Raw genomic sequence first — 21,249 nt, forward strand, 5'->3', positions numbered from 1 at the left:
AGGTCGCTCATGAAGCTGAGCGCCTCGTTCATTCTGGCCGCGCCGGCAGCCGCTTGGCCACGGCGGAGAGCTTCAACTGGCCGTAAGCGGGAAGTCCGTCACGTCGCCAGGGCAGCGGGGCCTCGCCGGCGATCAGCGGCGAGAGGTAGCGCCGCGCGGCCTCGGTAATGCCGAAGCCGTCGCGCCGGATGAAGCCTTTCGGCATTTTCTTTTCCTTGTTGGCGATCTTCGCCAGTGGCGCGGGTTCCACCTTCCAGCGATACGGCGCGTCTGACGTGCGCACGATCACCGGCATCACCGCATTCATGCCGGCCAGCGCGTAGTCGACGGCCGCCTTGCCCACGGCATAGGCCTGTTCGGCGTCCACTTTCGAGGCGGCGTGACGGGCCGAGCGCTGCAGGTAATCGGGCAGCGCCCAGTGGTACTTGTAGCCCAGCTTGTCCTTCACCAGCTGCGCCAGCATCGGCGCCACGCCACCGAGCTGGGTGTGGCCGAAGGCATCGCGCGTGCCGGCCTCGGCGAGGAACTGGCCCTGCGCGTTGCGTACGCCTTCGGACGCCACCACCGTGCACCAGCCCACGCGCTCCACCGTCGCTTTCACCTTGGCCAGAAACGCGGCCTCATCAAACACGTTCTCGGGGAACAGAATGATGTGCGGCGCCTCGTCGGGTGTCTTGCCGGCGAGGCCGGCGGCGGCGGCGATCCAGCCGGCGTGGCGGCCCATCACTTCGAGGATGAACACCTTGGTCGAGGTCTCGGCCATCGAGGCCACGTCCAGGCTCGCCTCCAGCGTGGAGATTGCGGTGTACTTGGCCACGGAGCCAAAACCGGGGCAGCAGTCGGTGACCGCCAGATCGTTATCCACCGTCTTGGGCACGCCGATGCAGCGGATGTCGTAGCCCATCGCCTTACCCAGCTGGGACACCTTCAGCGCGGTGTCGGCCGAATCGTTGCCGCCGTTGTAGAGGAACCAGCGGATGTCGTGGGCGCGGAACACGTCGATCAATCGCTCGTATTCGGCGCGGTTCGCCTCCAGCGATTTCAGCTTGTAGCGGCAGCTGCCGAAGGCGCCGCCGGGGGTGTGGCGTAGGGCGGTGATGGCCGCGCGGGTTTCCTTGGCGGTGTCGATCAGATCTTCACGCAGGGCGCCGAGAATGCCGTTGCGCGCCGCGTAGACGCTCACCCCGCGGGCGCGGGCAGCCTCGATCACGCCGGCCGCGGTGGCGTTGATCACCGAGGTGACGCCGCCGGACTGCGCATACAGCAGGCGGCCTTCGATCGTGCGGGATGCTCGGGTCATGCGTTTCTCCTGGAACGTGGGGGCGCCGCGTCAATCTGACTTTGGCAGGGGAGACAGTGACTTGGCGCATGCATGCGGGCCGTTTCGTTTGACGGCCCCCCATGCAGACGCTACTTTGATCGTCATTTTGATGAATCCAGCGAAGTGCCGCAGGGTGCGGTCCGACGCGGATGGTGTGGAGCATTATGCGACTCGTGCTACTCGGCGCGCCCGGTTCGGGCAAGGGCACCCAGGCCACCCGGCTCAAGACCGAGCTTGGCGTCCCCCATATCTCCACCGGCGACATGCTGCGCGCCGCCGTGGCCGCCGGCACGCCGCTGGGCATGAAGGCCAAGGCCGTGATGGATGCCGGGCACCTGGTGTCCGACGATATCCTGCTGGGCATGCTGGAGGAGCGCCTGGCGCAGGACGATGCCCGCAACGGTTTCATCCTCGACGGCTACCCGCGCAACCTCGCCCAGGCCTCCGCGCTGGACGAACTGCTGGCGAAGATCGGCCAGCCGCTGGACGCGGTGGTCAAGCTTGAGGTGCCCAACGCGGCCATCATCGAACGCTGCGAGCTGCGCTTCGCCGCCGAAGGCCGCGCCGACGACAACCCCGATACGGTGCGCCGCCGCCTCGGCATCTATGCGGAGCAGACCGCGCCGGTGGCCGATTTCTACGCGCGTCGCGGCAAGCTGCAGGTGGTCGACGGCGTGGGCGATCTCGATGAGGTGACTGCCCGCGTGAAGCGGGCGCTCACCGGTGATTCGGCGGTCGCCAGCGGCTGATCGTCTTCCAAAACGTCTGATCGTTTCCCGACGGCAGCGCCTGTGCGCTGCCGTTGTCGTTTGCGGCGGGCGATACTCTCCGCCTATTCGACGGCACATCAGCGAAGGGCAACTCATGCGTCTGCACATCCTCGGCATCTGCGGCACTTTCATGGGCGGCGTGGCGGCGCTTGCGCGCGAGCTCGGCCACACCGTGGAAGGCAGCGATGCCAGCGTCTACCCGCCGATGAGCACGCAGCTCGAGGCGCTTGGCATCCGCCTGATGGAAGGCTACGCCGCTGCGCACCTGCAGCCGGCGCCGGACCGGGTGGTGGTGGGCAACGCGATGACGCGCGGCAATCCCGCCGTGGAGCACATGCTCGACGCGCAGCTGCGCTACATCTCCGGCCCGCAGTGGCTGGGCGAGACGCTGCTGCCCGGGCGCGAGGTGCTGGCGGTGGCCGGCACCCACGGCAAGACCACCACCACCAGCCTGCTGGCGCACCTGCTCGAAAGCGCGGGGATGGCGCCCGGCTTCCTGGTCGGCGGCGTGCCGGGCAACTTCGGCGTCTCGGCACGGCTGGGTGAGGGCAAGCCGTTCGTGATCGAGGCAGACGAGTACGACACGGCGTTCTTCGACAAGCGCTCGAAGTTCGTGCACTACCGCCCGCGCATCGCCATCCTCAACAACCTGGAGTACGACCACGCGGACATCTTCCCGGACGTGGCGGCGATCCAGCGCCAGTTCCATCATCTGGTGCGCACCGTGCCGGGCAATGGGCGGCTGATCGTCAACGCGCACGATGCGTATCTCGCCGAGGTGCTGGCCATGGGCTGCTGGACGCCGGTGGAGACCTTTGGCATTGGCCAGGGCGACTGGCAGGCGGAGTTGATCGCGGTGGACGGTACGCATTTCGCGGTGAGCCATCGCGGCCAGCGGCTGGGCGAGATTCATTGGCCGCTGCTGGGCAACCACAACGTGATGAACGCGCTGGCTGCACTGGCTGCGGCCGCGGCCGCGGGTGCCGATCCGGTGGCGTTGCTGCAGGCGTTCGCGGATTTCCGCAGCGCCGCTCGGCGCATGGAGCAGGTGGCCGAAGTCGACGGCATCACCGTCTACGACGATTTCGCCCATCACCCCACGGCGATCGCCACCACGCTGGCCGGGCTGCGCGCCAAGGTCGGTGACGCGCGCATCCTGGTGGCGCTGGAGCCGCGCTCCAATTCCATGCGTCTGGGCGCCCATGCCGAAGGTCTGGCGCCGTCGCTGGCGGCGGCCGATGCAGTGGTGTTCCTGCACCGGCCCGAGCTGTCGTGGGATGCGCAGAAGGTCACCGGCGCGCTGGCCGGACGCGGGCATACGGTGCCGACCGTCGACGCGCTGATCGATGCGCTGCGAGCGCAGGCGCAGCCGGGCGACCACGTGGTGTTCATGTCCAACGGCGGCTTCGAGGCCGCGCCGCGGCGTTTCGCCGAGGCGCTGCGCGCTGGTTGATCCAACGTTGGCTCAGGCCAGCGGCGCGTCGAAGCAGGGCGGGCGGCGCTGGTATTCGCGCTGTGCGGCAAACCACACGCCAAAGCCGAAGCTGATCGTCAGCAGCGCCAGCACGGCACCGCCGATGCTCAGCCCGAGGGCGCCCAGCAGCACGTAACCGCCCCAGTACGTGGCCATCGCGCCGAGCACCACCACGATATTGACCAGCCCGCGGCCAAGGCTGCCTTCCGGCCCGATCAGGTGCACCGCCAGCGCTACCAGGCTGCCGGCCACGGCGACGATCACGGCGGTCAGCAGCATGCGGCCCGGTTCGGTGGCATGCACCAGCACGATGCCCAGCGCGGTGTAGGCCAGCGCGCTGAGCGCGGTCACCGGCACCAGCAACAGCAGCGCGTCGACCAGGGTCTTCTGGTAATCGCTGCGCGAGGCGGGCGCCAACGTCAGATAGAGATCGGCCAGGTTCGGCCGCATGCGCAGCATGCCGCGGCCCAGCTGCGGAAACCGGCTCAGCGACAGCAGCACCGCGTACGCGCCAATCACCGCCGCGTTGTAGTGCGGCCGGTGCTGGATGACCACGAAGTACAGCGTCACCATCGCCGCCACCAGGACCAGGCGCAGCGCAATCGCCGGCGGGTTGTCGTGGGGCAGCAGCAGGCTGCGGATCAGTGCCAGGCGCTGGCGTGCACCGGGGCGGCGGCGGTAGCCGGCCAGCGCGTGTTCCATGGCCCGCTGCGCCATGCCGTCAAACCACGCATTGACGCGCTTGCCGATGGCGCCGCGCGGAGGCGTGCCTTCCATCGACGGCGACTGCAGCCGGTTCAGCCCGGTGCTTTCCAGCGGCGACACGTCCGGTTCGCTGTCGTCGATGCGCAGCAGTGGTCGCAGCACCAGCTTGAGGATCAGCATGGCCGCCAGCAGCAGCGCCACGGGCGTCAGCGGCGAGTGCAGGGCAGCCTGTGCGATCTTCGCCGCCAGTTGCGGCATCCAGCCGGCGGCGATCACCACCAGCCAGATCAGTACGCCAGCGCGTCGCCCGGTGCCGCTGGCCAGTCCGAGCGCGGCCGCCAGCAGCAGCCCGGTCGTGGCCAGCCAGACATACGGCATGCCGCACACCGCCGCGAGCAGGGCCGGCAGCAGCACCCACAGCGCCACGTCGACGATCGCCAGCTCGGCCAACCGGCGACGGAACCCGGGCAGCAGGAAGCTCTCCGGCCGGCACAGCCCGCGCAGCAACTGCCCCTGGCCAACGTGCCAGAACCAGCCGCCGAAAAGCACCAGGCTCATGCCGATGCCGGCCAGCGCCTGATCGCCGCGCACCGACCACACCAGCATGCCCATGCCGTAGAGCCACAGTCCGCCGGCCAGCACCACCAGCACCGGCATGCGGCGCCACAGCTGCAGCGAGAGCTGCCAGACCGCCTTCATGCCAGCTCCACGAACAGGTCTTCTAGCGTGGGCGTCTCGATCTGCAGCGTGGCCTGCTCGCGCGCGGCCAGCGCATCGAGGCTGTCCAGCGTGGGGTCTTCCACCAGCAGCTCGGCGCGCTCGCCCTTCACCGTGGCCTTGAGCAGGCCGGCGACGACCGGCGCGTGTGGCCAGCCCGCGGCACGAGTGAGCACCACGCGGCGCAAGTGGGTACGCAGCTCGGCCAGCGGCCGGGTGAACTGGATGCGCCCATCGCGCAGCAGGGCGATGTCGGCATCGGCGCGCTCCAGGTCGGCGGTGATGTGGGTGGAGAAGATCACCGTCTTGCCCGGCGCGCGCATCAGCTCCAGCAGCTCGGCCATGAACGCGCGGCGCGCCTGCGGATCGAGGCTGGCGACCGGTTCGTCCAGCACCAGCAGGTCGGGCTCCGGCGCAATCGCACGCACGATCGCCAGCTTCTGCCGCTGGCCCTGCGAGAGCTGGCCGATCTTCTGCTTCGGATCCAGCTGCCATTCGCCGAGCAGGCGGTCGGTCAGTGGGGCGTTCCAGCGCGCATAGAAGGCGGCGGTGAAGTCGAGATAGGCGCGCACCTTCATCCACGGAAACAGGTCGAAGGTCTGCGGCACGAACCCCACCCGGTGCATGCGCTCGCCGCCCGGCTCGGTCATCGGTGCGCCGAACAGGCTGACCTCGCCACCGTCGATCGGCGACAGGCCGAGCAGACAGCGCAGCAGGGTGGTCTTGCCAGCGCCGTTGCGGCCGAGCAGGCCGACCACGCGACCGGCCGGCACGCTCCAGTCCAGTGCGCGCAGCACCTCGCGCTTGGCAAACGACTTGCTCAACTGGGTAACCCGCAGCACGGCGTCGGCATCCCCCTCGGGCAAGGGTGGCAGCGCAGCGGCAGGCGTGAGTTCGAACGCGGACATCCCTGACTCCGTCATCAATGAAGGCGTGCAATGTGCGGCAGGGTGCCGCTGGCGTCCAGTCGCGGTCGTGGCGCGGCTGAATTGCCGTGGAGCGATCGCTACACTCCGGGTCATGGCCGGCCAGCTCCCCCTCGTCGAACTGCCGCTGTTTCCCCTCGCGACCGTGCTCTACCCGGGTGCGCCGCTGTCCCTGCGCATCTTCGAACCGCGCTATCTGGACATGGTGCGTGACTGTACGCGCCAGGGTACCGGCTTCGGCGTGTGCCTGATCCTGGACGGCTTCGAGGTTGGCGACCCGGCGCTGCCGGCCGCGGTGGGCACGGTGGCCACGATCACCGACTTTCACACCACCGAGGAGGGCCTGCTCGGCATCGTGGCCCGCGGCGGCGCCCGCTTCCGCGTGGAGCGCACCCGTGTGCGTGCCGATGGCCTGCTGCGTGGCGAGGTGCAGCTGTGGCCGGACGAGCCGCCGCTGGAGGTGCCGCCCGAGTTCGGCCTGCTGCAGACCATCCTGGAACGCCTGGTGGAAACACTCGGGCCGCATTGGCGCGATGCCCCGCGCAGTGCCTACGACGATGCGAGCTGGCTGGGCTTCCGCATGGCCGAGCTGCTTCCGCTGACCAACAGCGAGCGCCAGCGCCTGCTGGAACTGGACGACCCGGTACAGCGACTGGCCGAGTTGCGCGACATCCTCCCGCGTTTCCAGCGTCCCTGATCGGGCGTCCGCCGGGCCCGGCGCTACACTCGCGTATCCCCCGATAACGGAACGGCGCCGTGGACTCACTGGCCGGCAAGACCCTCTTCATCACCGGCGCCTCGCGCGGCATCGGCCTGGCCATCGCCCTGCGCGCCGCCCGCGATGGCGCCAACGTGGTCATCGCGGCCAAGAGCGGGGTGCCCAATCCCAAGCTGCCCGGCACCATCCACAGTGCGGCCGCCGCGGTCGAGGCGGCGGGCGGGCGCGCGCTGGCGCTGAAGGTGGACATCCGCGAGGAGGCGCAGGTGGTCGAGGCGGCGGCGCAGGCGGCCGATCGTTTCGGTGGGATCGACATCCTGGTCAACAACGCCAGCGCGATTTGGCTGGCGGGCGTGGAAGGCACGCCGATGAAGCGCTTTGACCTGATGCATCAGGTCAACACGCGCGGCACTTTTCTGGCCACGCAGGCCTGCCTGCCGTATCTCAAACGCGCAGCCAATCCGCACGTGCTGATGCTGGCCCCGCCGCCCACGCTGGACCCCAAGTGGTTCGGGCCGCACACCGCCTACACCATCGCCAAGATGGGCATGAGCCTGTGCGTGCTGGGCATGGCCGAGGAGTTTCGCCCCCTGGGTATCGCGGTCAACGCGCTGTGGCCGCGTACGGTCATCGCCACCGCGGCCATCGCCATGATCGACGGCGTGCGCCCGGAGCAATGCCGCACGCCCGAAATCGTGGCCGACGCCGCCCACGCCCTGCTGGTGCGCCCGGCGCGGCAGAGCACCGGCCGCTTCGCGATCGACGACGAGGTGCTCGCCGAGGCCGGCATCGATGACCTGGATCAATACGCCGTGGCGCCCGGCCAGCCACTGTTGCCCGACCTGTTCCTTTGACGCATCCGAGGCGCGGCAGGGGGCCGCAAAACCCGGAAACCGGGCGCCGTGGGAGGCTTAACGTAGCCTGCCTATCGGAATTCCCCTACGCATTTTGTTGCGCAGATCGTCATCTGACCGGCGTAGTATTGAGAACTGCATCACACTTTTCGTTCATCAAATAGGGTGGATCGAGCGGAAAGCAGGGGCCTGCGGGGGAGGATGAGGCATGCAGTCGGGAGCAGTGGCAGCGCGACGTTGCGTTATCTGGTTTGGCGAGCCGTCCGCGAGTGAGCGGAACGCTTTGGCACAGTCCGGTTGGTCGGTGCGCTCGGTCGATGCGCCTGGCGGCGAACTGCGCGTACGCGGGGGCGATATCGTGGTCGCCATGGCCGACCTGCGCGAGAGCGACGATCGCGGGCTCGATGCCATGGGCGAGCTGATGGCCGCCCATCCGCGCCTGATCTGGCTGGCCCTGGTTTCTTCGCGCACTTCGGCGCAGGCGCCCCGCGTGCAGCGGATCCTGCAGGCCAGCGTCGATTTCTTCACCGCACCGGTGGACCTCGGGCGCCTGATCGACACGCTGGGGACGATCGTGGGAGGGAAGCCGCCCGCGTCCGGCGGCGATATCGACGGCATCGTCGGGCGCAGCCCGGCCATGCGCGCCACGCTCTCGCGTCTGCGCAAGTTCGCGCCGGTGGACCTGCCCGTGCTGATCACGGGCGAAACGGGCACCGGCAAGGAGGGTGCGGCCAAGGCGCTGCACCAGTTGTCGGTGCGCAGCGGCAAGCCGTTCGTGGCGATCAATTGCGGCGCGCTGCCAGTGAATCTGGTGCAGTCGGAGCTGTTCGGCCACGAGCGCGGCGCGTTCACCGGCGCGAACGCCCGTCGGATCGGCCACATCGAGAGTGCCGCCGGCGGCACGGTGTTCCTGGATGAAATCGGCGACCTGCCGCTGGACGCGCAGACCAGCCTGCTGCGCTTCCTGCAGGAGGGGACGATCGAGCGGCTGGGCTCTAGCCAGTCCATCCGCGCCGATGCTCGGGTGATCGCCGCGACCCACGTCGACCTGGAGCACGCGGTGGCCGCCGGCCGCTTTCGCGAGGATCTCTACTACCGCTTGAACGTGCTGCGTCTGCCGATGCCGCCGCTGCGTGACCGCGAGGGCGATGTGGAGCTGCTCGCGCAACATTTCCTCGACCGTTTCCGTGAGCATCATGCGTGCCGCGCGCGCGGGTTCGGTCCCGGTGCGCGTGCGGCGATGCGCCGGTTCGGCTGGCCTGGCAACGTGCGCGAACTGATCAATCGGGTGCAGCGCGCGGCGGTGATTGCGGAGGACGCGCTGGTCAGCGCAGCCGACCTGGATTTGCCCGGTGCCGACAGCGGCAACGGCTCGGCGCCGGCCTTGGGAGTGGCGCGGGTCACGGCCGAACGCGAGGCGATTATGAAGTGCCTGCGCGAGAGCCGCTTCAACATCAGCGAATGCGCCCGGCGATTGCGCATCTCGCGCGTCACGGTCTATCGGTTGTGCAAGAAGCATCGTCTGGCCCTCGACGAGCTGCGCTGAACCGGTCGACAGGCAGGGCGCCCTGCGCGGGCGCCGGCCGCCCTCAGAACATGTAGGGAATCTTGAAGGTGATGCTGTAGTCCGGCGCATCCGGTGTCAGGCCGATGCCCAGCAGGGTCACCATGGTGGTGCGCTGGTTCAGCGCGTACGTCACGCCCATGTTGAACGTGGCGGCGTTGGCGTCACTGCCGATGATCTTCGTCCAGGGGGTGTCCTTGTTGCGCAGCGACGCCTTGGCGCTGAGCTTGTCGCTGAACGATAGGCTCAGGCTCGTCCGCTCGTTGAAGGCAAAGGCGACGCCGGCGCCGAAGTAGTACGAATCGCCCAGCTTCACCCGCCCTGGGTTGCGCGTCTGCGGATCGGTATCGATGTCGCCGAAACTGCGCGCGAACGAATGGATGTACCCGAGGTTGGCGAAGATGATCGCCGGGTCCATGGTCTTGACCAGCGAGGCGCCGATGTTCGCCTGCCATAGTCCGTTGCCGGTGGGCTGCTTCTCGGGCACGGCAAAGCGAACATATTGGTCGTCGCCGCGCTCGATCACTTTCCAGTCGATGCCGTAGGGCGCCTGGCCGGTAGGAGCGGTGACGCCGAAGGTGAGTACGGTGTCGGGGATCGCGCCGGTCTCGGCGAACAGCTTGTAGTTCGCGCTCAGGCTGATGTCGCCAATGCCGCTGCCGGTGGTCTGTTCTTCGGCGATCGCCGCGGCCGAGCCGCCCGCGCCGCCCTTCTGGTAGACCGTCTTGCGGCCGAGATAGGGCACGTCCACGTTGAGCGTCCAGCGCGGGCTGAGACCATACCGGGCGGCCAGGTCATACGTCAGCGAGTCGGACTCGACGTTCTCGATGGCAATGTTGCCCAGGAAGATCGCGTCCAGCGCCAGGAAGCCGTTGAGCGTGAGTTGCTTGCGGTCGTAGCGGCTGTAGCTGAGGCTGTTCTCGATGGTCAGCTTGCGATCGAACACGGCGTGCTCCTGCAGCAGTGCATCCTGCATGCTGCGCGTGGGCTTGGCCTGTTCCGCCTCCGCCTGCGTGCCGGCCTCGCTGCCGGCATTGGGTGCCGTCGGCGGTCGGGACGTGGTGCTGGCCGAGGCGAGCGACTGTGCGGCGGGCTCGGAAGGCAGTTTCGTAGCGGGCACCTTGCCCTGCAGTCGCGCCTGCAGGGCCTGCACCTGCATGTCCAACTCGCGCAGTCGACGCACCTCCTGGGCATAGCTGCTCTTGAGCGTCTGCAGTTCATTGACCAGGGCGGCGACATCGGCCTGATCCTGCGGCGTCGCCGCCGTTCCTGCATCCTGCGCTTGCAGCGTGGTCGTCGTGAGGGCGAGTGCGCAGATGACGGCACTCGCCAATAAGCTCTTTTCCATGAGGATCTCCCCTGTGCCGGGCATCCGGCGTTGGTTTCAGCGCAGGCCGACGCCCCGGGCAAGAGCGATCGACTGCGCCACGTTCTGGGCCAGTTGCGTGTTGGCAGCCATCGACTGCCGGATCAGATCGATCTCCATGCGATTGCTGACCCACTGGTTGTCCGCGGCCAACTGCACGCTCTGGCCGATGCTGCCGTTGTGGATCCATTGCGACACGGCGCCTTGTCCATCGATGGTGAGCAGGACGTTTGCGCTGTTGCCGTCGAAGCTCGCTGCTGCGCTGGCACCGTCGGCATAGGCCGTGGCCGCGCCAGGGGTGGATGAACCGCTGCCGGAGGTCGGTATGGCACCACCGTCCTGCACGTTCAGATGCGTCACGTTGCTGGCAAGGTTGCTGTCGCCGGCGACCTGCACGCTTTGCGTTACACCGGCCACGTTGGCCAGGCCGCTGGCGTCGACCTGGCGCGCCGGGCCGGGAGCGGGCGTCGGCGCCGGTGGCGGGGCGTTCACATGGGTGATGTTCACCGTCGGCACGAAACTGACCGTGGGCTTGGGCGTGGACAGGTTCATGGACATCGCCATGGCGCCTTCCAGTACCTGGCCTGCGGTGGTCTGCCAGGTGGAGATCATCTTTACGCCGAACCAGGCGACGGTGTTGTCTCCGGTGGTGTACCGGCCGCGCATGTCGCCCAGCTCGGAGTCTGAGATTTCCTCCAGGCCGCTGCCCGGTGGGGCGCTTTCGGCGTGCGCGGTGTTTGCCCATTGGCTGAGTGCCAGCGCACTGGCACCAAGGATGAAAAGTCGTGTGTGTCTCATGGCGCTAGTCCGTGCAATGCATGACTGCCGGGATCGGTGCAGGCTGGCCGCCTAGAACAGATCCGCATGGCTGAAACCGAAGTCGAGCAACTCGGCGTCGGTGATCGGGCCCTGTCGCGCGAACAATGCGCGGGCACTGGCCTTGTCGGTGGGTTGGAGCAGAACGGTATTGCGATCGAAGTCGTTGCCGATCACCACGAACACCGCCCGCGACGGCCAGGCCGCCAGGAAGTCGGGGAGGTTCATGGATCGGTTGCCGAGCATGGGGTCGGCCAGTTCGACGATGTTGCCGCGGACCTGCTTGAGCACCACGAAATGGCGGAAGCCGCGCACGTCCATCAGCACCAGGCCGGGGACGCGAAGCGTGCGCAGGCGCGCTTCGTTGATGCGGTAGCCACGGCCGCGCATGCCGAGCGACTCCACGTAATGCTTGATGTCCAGCAGCGAGAAGCCGCGCTGCTTCACCACAGCCTCGTCGGCCACGCCCATCATTCCCTGGATCACCGTCGTCTCATCGACGTTGAGGTGGTAGGCATAGCGAAGCACGGTGGCGAGCGCCGCCGCGCCGCAGCTGTAATCGGTGTGCTGGCGCACCATGTTGCGATAGCGCCCTTCCTGCATGCTCTCCACGTTACGCACGTAGGGGGCACCGTTGGGCAGCACGCCATCGAAGCGCACTTCGCCGGCCCGGCTGGCTGGCGATGCGGCCAGTGCCAGCACGAACAGGGAGACAAGCAGCGTAGCGTTTCGATAGTGCATTGGGACTCCCAATTCGAGGAAGTCCCCCGGCCCGCAGGGGACGGGCCGGGGGGTTCCGTCAGGCGACCCGGACTCCTTCCGGATCACCGCCCTCGTCGGCTGCCGTGATGGCAGCCGTGCATACCTGCTTACTCGCCGCCACCGCCGCCGCCACCACCGGCGCTCGGCTGTGCCACGGCCATTGCCAGGCTGTTGGCCTGCTGGTTGCCGGTGCCTGCGGACACGTTGATGCCGATGTTGCCCGAGGCGTTCTGGAACGCGCTGCCGCTGAGGCTGGCGGTGTTGGTCGCGTCGTTGATCACCCAGCGCGTGGTGGTCACGGTGCCGCTCAGGTCGGCGTACAGGTCGTTCGCCGACAGCTCGACGAAGCCGAGCTGACCACCTTCATGCGCATGCGTGGTGCCGCTCTCGCTGCCACTGCTGGACCCGTTGACGCCAAAGGCCAGTGCGCCGCCGTCGCCATTGAGGTCGGAGCCGCCCTGAGTATCCGTGTCGAGGTCGAAGTGACCGACGAAGCCATTGCCCGGGTGGGCATGGGTGGGATCGTCATTGGAGCTGTTGGACCACATGTCCGGATACACATTGCCGATCTGGTCGGCGGTGCCCTGGAGCGTCGACGAGGTACTGCCGGAGTAGCTGCCGTAGGACGAGCCGACGTAGCCGCCCGAGCCGTAGCCCAGCGAATAGCCCGACACGTCGCCGCTCATGGAAACGTCCACGGTGTCGGTGTACTGCTGCACGAACCCGGCGTTGCTCACGGTGTTGTGGGCCGATGCCTGGTTGGACGACACCGTCGCCTGCGCGAAGCGCGTGGTGGCGACCGAGGCAGCCATCGCGTTCTTCTGCTGGTTGTTGTTGCCGGAGGTGACGTTCACGCCGAGGTTGCCCGAGGCGTTCTGGAACGCGTTGCCACCCAGGCCGGCCGCGTTGGTGACACCGGCGTTCATGGTGTCGTTGAACGCACCCTGCTGGTTCACGAAGACCTCACCGTCGGCCATGCCGAAGGCGAAGCTGGCATCGGTGGCCGACAGCGCCGCAGCGTTGTCCTGCTGGTTGTTGTCGCCCGAGCCGATGTTGACGCCGATGTTGCCCGAGGCGCCCTGGGCGACGTTGTCCGCGGCCGACGCGCTGTTGCTGAGGTTCGTGTTGCTGCCGTCGTTGCCGCCGTTGGTCTGGGCGTTATCGACGATGGCGATCGCCGCCGAGTCGATGTCGATGCGCCCGCGGACCCTGGGGTCACCCGAGATGGAAATGTCCGAGTCGAGCTTTACCTTTTTGTCGAAGCGCACTCCCGAGTTGTGGGAATGGTCATCGCGGCCTTCCTGGGCGTACGCCGTCACCGAACCGAACAGCGTCGTGATGGCAAGCGCCAACAGCGTTTTCCTGATTGTCGTGTTCATGGTGTCATCTCTCCTGGTGTCGCGTTGTGTTACCGCGGTGTGGCGGGCAACGAGAGCACGAGCTGGTTGCCCGTGGCGTTGCCTGAACCCGCGGCCTGATTGAGTTGCAGCACTCCCTGGTAACCACGCATCGCCGACGACTCGACCGCCACACTGCGCATCGATCCGCCGGGCGCCGCGGTGTTGCCCACCTGCTGCCCCCCTGCCGACGCGGAAACGGCGGCGGACAGGGCGCCATCCGTCGTCTCGCGTATCCCTTGAGAAGCCAGCTCGGCCGACACCGCATTGAGCTGCGCGTTGCCGCTGCCACTGGCCTGATTGATGGAGGCCAGGCCGCTGCCGCCCACATAGGCGTTGCCGCCGATGCTGGCGCTGGCCGCGCGAGGGCGGTCGGCCTGGTTGTCGCTCTGCAACTGCAGGGCCTGGATCTGCGCCCGCCCGCCGCTGGCGAATGCGCGCAGGTTGGCCTGCTGGTTCAAATCTCCGGCGGACAGGTTCACCGCGCTGGCGCCCGTGGCGCCGCGCAGGGCATTGCCGTCGATACGGCTGTTGGCCAAGTAGCCCAGCATTGCCGCGTAATCGTCGTTACCCGCCCGGACCGAGGCCGCGGCAAGCACACACACGATCAGGGTGACTGCCCTGCGCATGGGTTCAGTGCCCCGCCGTCGGCAGCGCGGTCATGCCCGGAAGGGCCGAAAGCGCTCCCTGCACCTGATCACCGATGCCACGCGTCGTGCCGCCGACCGCGCCCATGGGGCTGGCGATGACCTGGCTCATGCCATTGGAGGCGACCTCGTTGCGCCCGTTCGGGCCTGCTCCCAGCGCGCCGCCCAGGGCGTTGCCGACCATGTGCTCGACGGTGGTGGCGTGGGTCTGGCTGGCGCCGGGCGAGGCATCGAGGCTGGCGTAGTCGGCGTCGGAGAGTTCGCCGGTGCCCAGCGCGCTGTCGATCTCGTTCTTGGGCGAGGGGTTCACGATCAGGGCCATGCCGGGCGGCGCCTGGCGATAGGCCGGACGCGTGGCGACATTGCGCAGCATGACGATCTCGCCGGGTTTGGCCTGCACCGCGCGATGTGCGTCGGCGGCGACAACCGTCGCCGGGAGTACGAGGCCGGCGACGGCCAGGGCGAAGGCACCGCCGCTGACGCACGCGCTGATCAGAACGTTCGGACGAATGGACATGCCGCTTCTCCCCTTGGTGCGAAAGGGAGGGAGCAAACGGTGTGCCACCCGCGCTAGTTGGCGCAGTGGCGAGGCTTCCCGCGGATGGCCGGCGCCTCGGCCGTGGCCGGAGGTGTAACAGGATTTACAGCCCTGGCGGGTGCGTTTGGCGCGCGAAAGTCAGGTCGAGCAACGGCTGCCGGGCGATTCCCGGCAGGTGTAACAGGAGTGATACAGGGGCAATCCGGTTTACACCCCCCGAGCGGCGCATCGGCAGGCCGTCGTGATGCAAGGCAGCAGGCTTGGATTTACGATGGCGCGCCAACCCTCCAGCAAGGGGCGCCTCTGCTGCGCCTGTCGGATTCCCATGCACGCCCATCATTCGTTGATCGACCTCGGCAAACGCTACTGGCTGCCGGTCTACAAGCCGCGCGACCTGATACTCGACCATGGCAAAGGTGCCCGGGTGTGGGACACCGAAGGGCGCGAGTACGTCGATTTCGGCGCCGGCATCGCCGTCAATGCGCTCGGCCATGCCGATCCCGATCTCATTGCCGCGCTGACGGCGCAGGCACATAAGCTCTGGCACAGCTCCAACGTGTTCTACACCGAACCGCCGCTGCGGCTGGCCGAAGAGCTGGTGCGCGCATCGGGCTTCGCCGAGCGCGTGTTCTTCTGCAACTCCGGTGCCGAAGCCAACGAGGCGGCGATCAAGCTGGTGCGCAAATGGGCGTCCACACAGGGACGCGGGCCGGAGCGGCGCACCATCATCACGTTCCGCGGCTCGTTCCACGGACGCACGCTGGCCACCGTCACCGCCACGGCGCAGCCGAAGTACCAGCAGGGCTACGAGCCGCTGCCGGCGGGCTTCCGCTACCTGGATTTCAACGACGTCGGTGCGCTGGAGGCGGCCTTCGCCGGGGGCGACGTGGCCGCGGTGATGCTCGAGCCCGTACAGGGCGAGGGTGGCGTGCTGCCGGCGGCGCCTGGCTTCATCCGCCGCGCGCGGGAGCTTTGCGATGCCCACGATGCGTTGCTGGTGCTCGATGAGATCCAGTGCGGCATGGGGCGCACCGGCACGCTGTTCGCACACGTGCAGGATCACGTCGTTCCCGACATCGTCACCCTGGCCAAGGCGCTCGGCTGCGGCTTCCCGATCGGCGCCATGCTGGCTGGGCCGAAGGTGGCCGAGGTGATGCAGTTCGGCGCGCACGGCACCACCTTCGGCGGCAATCCGATGGGCGCGGCGGTGGCCCGCGTGGCGTTGGCCAAGCTGGCCTCGCCCGAAGTGCTGTTGAACGTGGAGCGCCAGGCGAACGACCTGCGCAAGGGTCTGGCCTCGATCCACGACGAGCTGGGCCTGTTTGCCGAGGTGCGCGGCCGTGGATTGATGATCGGCGCGGTGCTGGCCGATGCCTGGAAGGGACGCGCGGGCGAGATCCTCGATCACGCTGCCGCCCACGGCCTGCTGCTGCTTCAGGCCGGGCCGGACGTGCTGCGCTTCGTGCCGCCGCTGACTCTGGCCGACGAGGACGTGGCCGAAGGCCTGCGGCGCCTGCGCGCGGCGTTGCTGGATTTCGTACAAGCGCCGGCGCCGGCGGAGGTGTTGCGATGAAATACCTGCACAGCATGGTGCGCGTGCGCGATCTTGAGGCGTCGCTGCGTTTCTACTGCGAGGGCCTCGGCTTGCGCGAGGTGCGGCGCCGCGACGTGCCGGCGGGGAAGTTCACGCTGGTATTTCTGGCCGCGTCGGAGAGCCCGGAGGCCGAAATCGAGCTGACCTACAACTGGGATTCCAGTGAGGACTACGGCTCGGCGCGCAATTTCGGCCATCTGGCATTCCGCGTGCCGGACATCTATGCGCTCTGCTCCCATCTGCAGTCGATGGGTTACACCATCCATCGACCGCCGCGCGATGGGCACATGGCGTTCGTGCGCTCGCCCGACTTGATCTCCGTGGAGCTGCTGCAGGCGGGCGAGGCGCTGGCTCCGGCCGAGCCGTGGGCATCCATGCCCAATACCGGCAGCTGGTAGGCCCGTTCAGGCCGCGCGGGCCTCGCGCAGTGCTTCGCGCGCGGCCTGCAGGGTGTCGGCGATGTCCTGATCGCTGTGCGCACTGGACATGAAGCCGGCCTCGAACGCCGAAGGTGCGAGATATACGCCGCGGGCGAGCATGCCGTGGAAGAAACGGTTGAACATCGTCGTATCGGCTGCCGTGGCCTGCGCGAAGGTCTCCACCTTTTCGGCGGTGAAGAACAGGCCGAACATGCCGCCGACACAGGTCGTGCTGAACGGTACGCTTTCGCCATCGGCGACCGCCTGCAGCCCATCGCACAGCAGGCGGGTGCGGCTGGCGAGCGTGTCGTGGAAGCCGGGGGCCTGCACCACCTCCAGCATCGCCAAGCCGGCGGCCATTGCCACCGGGTTTCCACTCAGCGTGCCGGCTTGATAGATGGGGCCGGACGGTGCCACCTGTTCCATCAGGTCACGTCGGCCGCCGTACGCACCCACCGGCATGCCGCCGCCGATGATCTTGCCGAACGTGGTGAGGTCCGGGCGCACGCCGTAATGCGCCTGCGCGCCGCCCAGTGCCACGCGGAAGCCCGTCATCACCTCGTCGAAGATGAGCAGCGCGCCGTGGGCATCGCACAGGTCGCGGAGGCCCTGCAGATAACCGTCGCGGGGCAGGATGCAGTTCATGTTGCCGGCCACCGGCTCGATGATCAGGCCGGCGATGTCGTTGCCCTGCGCGGCGAACAGTGCCTTGGCCGCATCCAGATCGTTGTAGGGAAGGGTGAGCGTGAGATCGGCGTTCTGCTTGGGCACGCCTGGCGAGGTCGGCACACCAAACGTCAGTGCGCCCGAGCCGGCCTTCACCAGAAAGCTGTCGCCGTGGCCGTGGTAGCAACCTTCGAACTTCACGATCTTGCTGCGACCGGTGGCGCCGCGCGCCAGCCGGATCGCCGACATAGTGGCTTCCGTGCCGGAGTTCACCATGCGCACCATCTCCATCGAGGGCACCAGGCGCGTGATCGTCTCGGCCATCGTGACTTCGGCCGGGCAGGGCGTGCCGAAGGACAAGCCATTGCGCACGGCGCGTTCCACCGCCTCGCGCACGGCCGGATGGTTGTGGCCGGCGACCATCGGTCCCCACGAGCCGACATAGTCGATATAGCGCTTGCCCTCGACATCCCAGAGGTAGGCGCCGTCGGCGCGGGCGGTGAAGAAGGGCTCGCCGCCGACCGACTTGAATGCGCGCACGGGGGAATTGACGCCGCCGGGCATCAGCTGGCGGGCGCGCTGGAAGAGCTCGTGGTTGTTCATCAGATTAGGTATCCGGTTCAGGCGGTGAAGAGCGCGGCCATGTCGACCGCTGCGGCGCGTGTGTCGCTGGCGCCGTAAAGGGCCGAGACGGTGGCGATGAAATCGGCGCCAGCGTCAATCAGCAGCCTTCCATTGTCCGGGGTGATGCCGCCGATCGCCACCCGCGCAATGCCAAGCGCGGCCGTCTGCCGCAACAGATCCAAAGGCGCTCGCCCGGCATCGGGTTTGGTGGGTGAAGGGAAGAACGCGCCAAACGACACATAGCTCGCGCCCGCTCGCGCCGCGGCGGTGGCCAGTTCCGCCGAGGCATAGCACGACACTCCGACGATGGCATTGGCGCCGAGCACGGCGCGCACTGCGCTGGGGCCGCCATCGGCCTGGCTCAGGTGCACGCCCGCTGCGCCAACGGCCTGAGCGAGCGCGATGTCGTGATCGATAATCAGCGGGCGCCCGTAGCGGACGCACAGGGCGGCCAGCTCGGTAGCTTCAGCGAGACGGCGAGGATGATCGTCGCTCAGGTCACGGTACTGGATCATGGCGACGCCACCAGCCAGGGCCTGTTCGCTGCGCTCGATCAATCGATGGGGCTGCCCATCGGTGATCGCATAGATACCGTTACGCGGGAGTGTGCTCATGGGGTCGGCATGATGCCCGAACGCCGTCGCTTGCGTGTGCCTTTCGCCGCAGCGTGCGAGTTGCGAGAATGGCTGTCCACCTCTTCTTAGTTACGAGATACGCAATGACTCAGGGCAGCACCGGATCGGCATCGCGCAAGTGGATGTGCGTTGTTTGTGGCTTCATCTACGACGAGGCGCTTGGCCTCCCGGAAGAGGACATCGCCCCGGGTACGCGCTGGGAAGACGTGCCGGATACCTGGACGTGCCCGGACTGCGGTGCGACCAAGGACGACTTCGAGATGATCGAAGTCGACTGAGTCCCGCCCCAATCCGCCCCGTCGTTGCCTCAAGGCGCCACGGCGGGGCCCGCTGTCGATGATGTGATGCACCTGCGCCCTCGAGGGCGCTTGCTCAGGAGCATCGACATGCAGCAGTTCATTCCCTTCGAAGACGACTGGGCGATGGCCGAGGCTTTTGCCGGACATCGCCTCGTTCCCTATCAGCCCGGCATGGCGTGCGCTCACCGCGACGTGCCGCAGGAGCCCGGGCCCAACGGGATCGTTCAACGCGACCAGCAAAAGTTGTTCGCACCCTCTTCACAGCCGCGGCGCTCGGCGCTATGATTCTCGCCCCTCAACGAGCAGCCGCTCTTGCGAGGGTTCCATCGCCTCACGGCAGTGCGAAAAAACATTTCGCGAAGGTGTTGACGAGGTGGAAGATCGATGTAGAATGTGCGGCTCACCCGGGGCGAAATGCTTCGGGGCGGTTCGAGAAACGGATCGCAAGTGATTGATCTTTGACAGTGTGCGCAGGTGACTTGTGTGGGCGCCTTGCAGTGGACGGAATGACTGTCCAAGCAATGCAAGGGTCCAACATACAAGTCAGCAATGACGTTTTATGTTGGGATCACCCTTCAGAAAGATAGACGTCCAAACCCGCAAGGGCGAGGGTGTCGAAAACTTAAGTGAAGAGTTTGATCCTGGCTCAGATTGAACGCTGGCGGCATGCCTAACACATGCAAGTCGAACGGCAGCACAGTGGAGCTTGCTCCATGGGTGGCGAGTGGCGGACGGGTGAGTAATGCATCGGGACCTACCTAGACGTGGGGGATAACGTAGGGAAACTTACGCTAATACCGCATACGTCCTACGGGAGAAAGCAGGGGACCTTCGGGCCTTGCGCGGTTAGACGGACCGATGTTCGATTAGCTTGTTGGTGAGGTAATGGCTCACCAAGGCGACGATCGATAGCTGGTCTGAGAGGATGATCAGCCACACTGGAACTGAGACACGGTCCAGACTCCTACGGGAGGCAGCAGTGGGGAATATTGGACAATGGGCGCAAGCCTGATCCAGCAATGCCGCGTGTGTGAAGAAGGCCTTCGGGTTGTAAAGCACTTTTATCAGGAGCGAAATACTACCGGCTAATATCCGGTGGGGCTGACGGTACCTGAGGAATAAGCACCGGCTAACTTCGTGCCAGCAGCCGCGGTAATACGAAGGGTGCAAGCGTTAATCGGAATTACTGGGCGTAAAGCGTGCGTAGGCGGTTTGTTAAGTCTGCTGTGAAATCCCCGGGCTCAACCTGGGAATGGCAGTGGATACTGGCAAGCTAGAGTGTGTCAGAGGATGGTGGAATTCCCGGTGTAGCGGTGAAATGCGTAGAGATCGGGAGGAACATCAGTGGCGAAGGCGGCCATCTGGGACAACACTGACGCTGAGGCACGAAAGCGTGGGGAGCAAACAGGATTAGATACCCTGGTAGTCCACGCCCTAAACGATGCGAACTGGATGTTGGTCTCAACTCGGAGATCAGTGTCGAAGCTAACGCGTTAAGTTCGCCGCCTGGGGAGTACGGTCGCAAGACTGAAACTCAAAGGAATTGACGGGGGCCCGCACAAGCGGTGGAGTATGTGGTTTAATTCGATGCAACGCGAAGAACCTTACCTGGCCTTGACATGTCCGGAATCCTGCAGAGATGCGGGAGTGCCTTCGGGAATCGGAACACAGGTGCTGCATGGCTGTCGTCAGCTCGTGTCGTGAGATGTTGGGTTAAGTCCCGCAACGAGCGCAACCCTTGTCCTTAGTTGCCAGCACGTAATGGTGGGAACTCTAAGGAGACTGCCGGTGACAAACCGGAGGAAGGTGGGGATGACGTCAAGTCATCATGGCCCTTACGGCCAGGGCTACACACGTACTACAATGGTCGGTACAGAGGGTTGCAATACCGCGAGGTGGAGCCAATCCCAGAAAGCCGATCCCAGTCCGGATCGAAGTCTGCAACTCGACTTCGTGAAGTCGGAATCGCTAGTAATCGCAGATCAGCTATGCTGCGGTGAATACGTTCCCGGGCCTTGTACACACCGCCCGTCACACCATGGGAGTGAGTTGCTCCAGAAGCCGTTAGTCTAACCGCAAGGGGGACGACGACCACGGAGTGGTTCATGACTGGGGTGAAGTCGTAACAAGGTAGCCGTATCGGAAGGTGCGGCTGGATCACCTCCTTTCGAGATAGGCAGCTTTCGCTGCTGCAAGACGTCCACACAAGACACCTGCACATCCGCACGCCACAGGGCGTGTTTGGTCGTTTCGACCGGAAGCTTTATGGGTCTGTAGCTCAGGTGGTTAGAGCGCACCCCTGATAAGGGTGAGGCCGGTGGTTCGAGTCCTCCCAGACCCACCACCAAGCACCTGGGGCCATAGCTCAGCTGGGAGAGCACCTGCTTTGCAAGCAGGGGGTCGTCGGTTCGATCCCGACTGGCTCCACCAGTTTGAA

20 protein-coding genes, 2 tRNA genes and 1 rRNA gene are annotated in these 21,249 nt (G+C 66.6%); 12 read left to right on the forward strand and 11 right to left on the reverse strand.

The window, feature by feature from the left end:
- Positions 1-28 precede the first annotated feature (28 nt).
- Positions 29-1,300, reverse strand: a complete 1,272-nt coding sequence (locus tag ACQVBX_RS16840; RefSeq protein ID WP_431635564.1) for a 6-phosphofructokinase — start codon at positions 1,298-1,300, stop codon at positions 29-31.
- 185 nt (positions 1,301-1,485) lie between these two features.
- On the opposite strand from ACQVBX_RS16840, the gene ACQVBX_RS16845 reads away from it, so the two are divergent.
- Positions 1,486-2,070: an adenylate kinase gene (locus ACQVBX_RS16845; protein WP_431635565.1), complete on the forward strand. Its 585-nt coding sequence runs from the start codon at positions 1,486-1,488 to the stop codon at positions 2,068-2,070.
- A 115-nt stretch (positions 2,071-2,185) separates the two neighbouring features.
- The gene (gene mpl, locus ACQVBX_RS16850) at positions 2,186-3,544 is read left to right on the forward strand and encodes a UDP-N-acetylmuramate:L-alanyl-gamma-D-glutamyl-meso-diaminopimelate ligase (RefSeq protein WP_431635566.1); all 1,359 of its coding nucleotides are present in this window, start codon (positions 2,186-2,188) and stop codon (positions 3,542-3,544) included.
- A gap of 12 nt (positions 3,545-3,556) precedes the next feature.
- On the opposite strand, the gene ACQVBX_RS16855 is transcribed toward mpl, so the two are convergent.
- Together ACQVBX_RS16855 and ACQVBX_RS16860 are read right to left on the reverse strand one after the other, a co-directional pair.
- A complete protein-coding gene (locus ACQVBX_RS16855) occupies positions 3,557-4,969 on the reverse strand; it encodes a hypothetical protein (RefSeq protein WP_431635567.1) in 1,413 nt (470 codons plus the stop codon).
- Positions 4,966-5,895 (reverse strand): ABC transporter ATP-binding protein, encoded by a 930-nt coding sequence (locus ACQVBX_RS16860; protein ID WP_431635568.1) that lies wholly within the window; start codon positions 5,893-5,895, stop codon positions 4,966-4,968. The genes ACQVBX_RS16855 and ACQVBX_RS16860 overlap by 4 nt, the downstream gene beginning before the upstream one ends.
- Before the next feature lie 112 nt (positions 5,896-6,007).
- Here ACQVBX_RS16860 and ACQVBX_RS16865 point away from each other — a divergent pair, with 112 nt between their 5' ends.
- From ACQVBX_RS16865 to ACQVBX_RS16875, 3 genes are all read left to right on the forward strand, one after another.
- Positions 6,008-6,610: an LON peptidase substrate-binding domain-containing protein gene (locus tag ACQVBX_RS16865; RefSeq protein ID WP_431635570.1), complete on the forward strand. Its 603-nt coding sequence runs from the start codon at positions 6,008-6,010 to the stop codon at positions 6,608-6,610.
- A 59-nt stretch (positions 6,611-6,669) separates the two neighbouring features.
- Entirely contained in the window at positions 6,670-7,485 is an 816-nt protein-coding gene (locus ACQVBX_RS16870; protein ID WP_431635571.1) for an SDR family oxidoreductase, read from the forward strand.
- Positions 7,486-7,693: 208 nt separating this feature from the next.
- Positions 7,694-9,031, forward strand: a complete 1,338-nt coding sequence (locus tag ACQVBX_RS16875; protein ID WP_431635572.1) for a sigma 54-interacting transcriptional regulator — start codon at positions 7,694-7,696, stop codon at positions 9,029-9,031.
- A 43-nt stretch (positions 9,032-9,074) separates the two neighbouring features.
- On the opposite strand, the gene ACQVBX_RS16880 is transcribed toward ACQVBX_RS16875, so the two are convergent.
- The 6 genes from ACQVBX_RS16880 to ACQVBX_RS16905 all read right to left on the reverse strand — a co-directional run bounded on the left by ACQVBX_RS16880 (position 9,075) and on the right by ACQVBX_RS16905 (position 14,554).
- Positions 9,075-10,397 carry a hypothetical protein gene (locus ACQVBX_RS16880; protein ID WP_431635573.1) on the reverse strand — a complete coding sequence of 441 codons (1,323 nt, stop codon included), beginning with the start codon at positions 10,395-10,397 and terminating at the stop codon, positions 9,075-9,077.
- A 36-nt stretch (positions 10,398-10,433) separates the two neighbouring features.
- Positions 10,434-11,213 carry a hypothetical protein gene (locus ACQVBX_RS16885; protein ID WP_431635574.1) on the reverse strand — a complete coding sequence of 260 codons (780 nt, stop codon included), beginning with the start codon at positions 11,211-11,213 and terminating at the stop codon, positions 10,434-10,436.
- A gap of 51 nt (positions 11,214-11,264) precedes the next feature.
- Positions 11,265-11,972, reverse strand: coding sequence for a C39 family peptidase (locus ACQVBX_RS16890; RefSeq protein WP_431635576.1), 708 nt, complete (start codon positions 11,970-11,972; stop codon positions 11,265-11,267).
- Positions 11,973-12,100: 128 nt separating this feature from the next.
- Positions 12,101-13,372: an adhesin gene (locus ACQVBX_RS16895; RefSeq protein WP_431635577.1), complete on the reverse strand. Its 1,272-nt coding sequence runs from the start codon at positions 13,370-13,372 to the stop codon at positions 12,101-12,103.
- A gap of 29 nt (positions 13,373-13,401) precedes the next feature.
- Complete coding sequence (locus ACQVBX_RS16900; RefSeq protein WP_431635578.1) at positions 13,402-14,019, reverse strand: hypothetical protein; 618 nt, start codon at positions 14,017-14,019, stop codon at positions 13,402-13,404.
- A 4-nt stretch (positions 14,020-14,023) separates the two neighbouring features.
- Positions 14,024-14,554, reverse strand: a complete 531-nt coding sequence (locus ACQVBX_RS16905) for a hypothetical protein (protein WP_431635579.1) — start codon at positions 14,552-14,554, stop codon at positions 14,024-14,026.
- 346 nt (positions 14,555-14,900) lie between these two features.
- On the opposite strand from ACQVBX_RS16905, the gene ACQVBX_RS16910 reads away from it, so the two are divergent.
- Entirely contained in the window at positions 14,901-16,148 is a 1,248-nt protein-coding gene (locus ACQVBX_RS16910) for an acetylornithine/succinylornithine family transaminase (protein WP_431635580.1), read from the forward strand.
- Positions 16,145-16,567, forward strand: coding sequence for a VOC family protein (locus tag ACQVBX_RS16915; RefSeq protein WP_431635581.1), 423 nt, complete (start codon positions 16,145-16,147; stop codon positions 16,565-16,567). Before ACQVBX_RS16910 ends, ACQVBX_RS16915 begins: the two co-directional genes overlap by 4 nt.
- A 6-nt stretch (positions 16,568-16,573) precedes the next feature.
- On the opposite strand, the gene hemL is transcribed toward ACQVBX_RS16915, so the two are convergent.
- Positions 16,574-17,857 carry a glutamate-1-semialdehyde 2,1-aminomutase gene (gene hemL / locus ACQVBX_RS16920; RefSeq protein WP_431635582.1) on the reverse strand — a complete coding sequence of 428 codons (1,284 nt, stop codon included), beginning with the start codon at positions 17,855-17,857 and terminating at the stop codon, positions 16,574-16,576.
- A gap of 17 nt (positions 17,858-17,874) precedes the next feature.
- Positions 17,875-18,492, reverse strand: coding sequence for a thiamine phosphate synthase (gene thiE, locus ACQVBX_RS16925; protein ID WP_431635583.1), 618 nt, complete (start codon positions 18,490-18,492; stop codon positions 17,875-17,877).
- 104 nt (positions 18,493-18,596) lie between these two features.
- Here thiE and ACQVBX_RS16930 point away from each other — a divergent pair, with 104 nt between their 5' ends.
- The 5 genes from ACQVBX_RS16930 (at position 18,597) to ACQVBX_RS16950 (ending at position 21,242) form a co-directional block, all read left to right on the forward strand.
- Positions 18,597-18,791, forward strand: a complete 195-nt coding sequence (locus ACQVBX_RS16930) for a rubredoxin (protein ID WP_431635584.1) — start codon at positions 18,597-18,599, stop codon at positions 18,789-18,791.
- A gap of 108 nt (positions 18,792-18,899) precedes the next feature.
- The gene (locus ACQVBX_RS16935; protein WP_431635586.1) at positions 18,900-19,097 is read left to right on the forward strand and encodes a hypothetical protein; all 198 of its coding nucleotides are present in this window, start codon (positions 18,900-18,902) and stop codon (positions 19,095-19,097) included.
- 338 nt (positions 19,098-19,435) lie between these two features.
- Positions 19,436-20,980 (forward strand): 16S ribosomal RNA (locus tag ACQVBX_RS16940).
- Between the two features lie 99 nt (positions 20,981-21,079).
- Positions 21,080-21,156 (forward strand) — tRNA-Ile (locus ACQVBX_RS16945).
- Between the two features lie 10 nt (positions 21,157-21,166).
- A tRNA-Ala gene (locus ACQVBX_RS16950) sits at positions 21,167-21,242 on the forward strand.
- Positions 21,243-21,249: the final 7 nt, after the last annotated feature.

Origin of the sequence: Dyella thailandensis, assembly GCF_050749815.1 — a bacterium.
Classification (GTDB): domain Bacteria; phylum Pseudomonadota; class Gammaproteobacteria; order Xanthomonadales; family Rhodanobacteraceae; genus Dyella_A.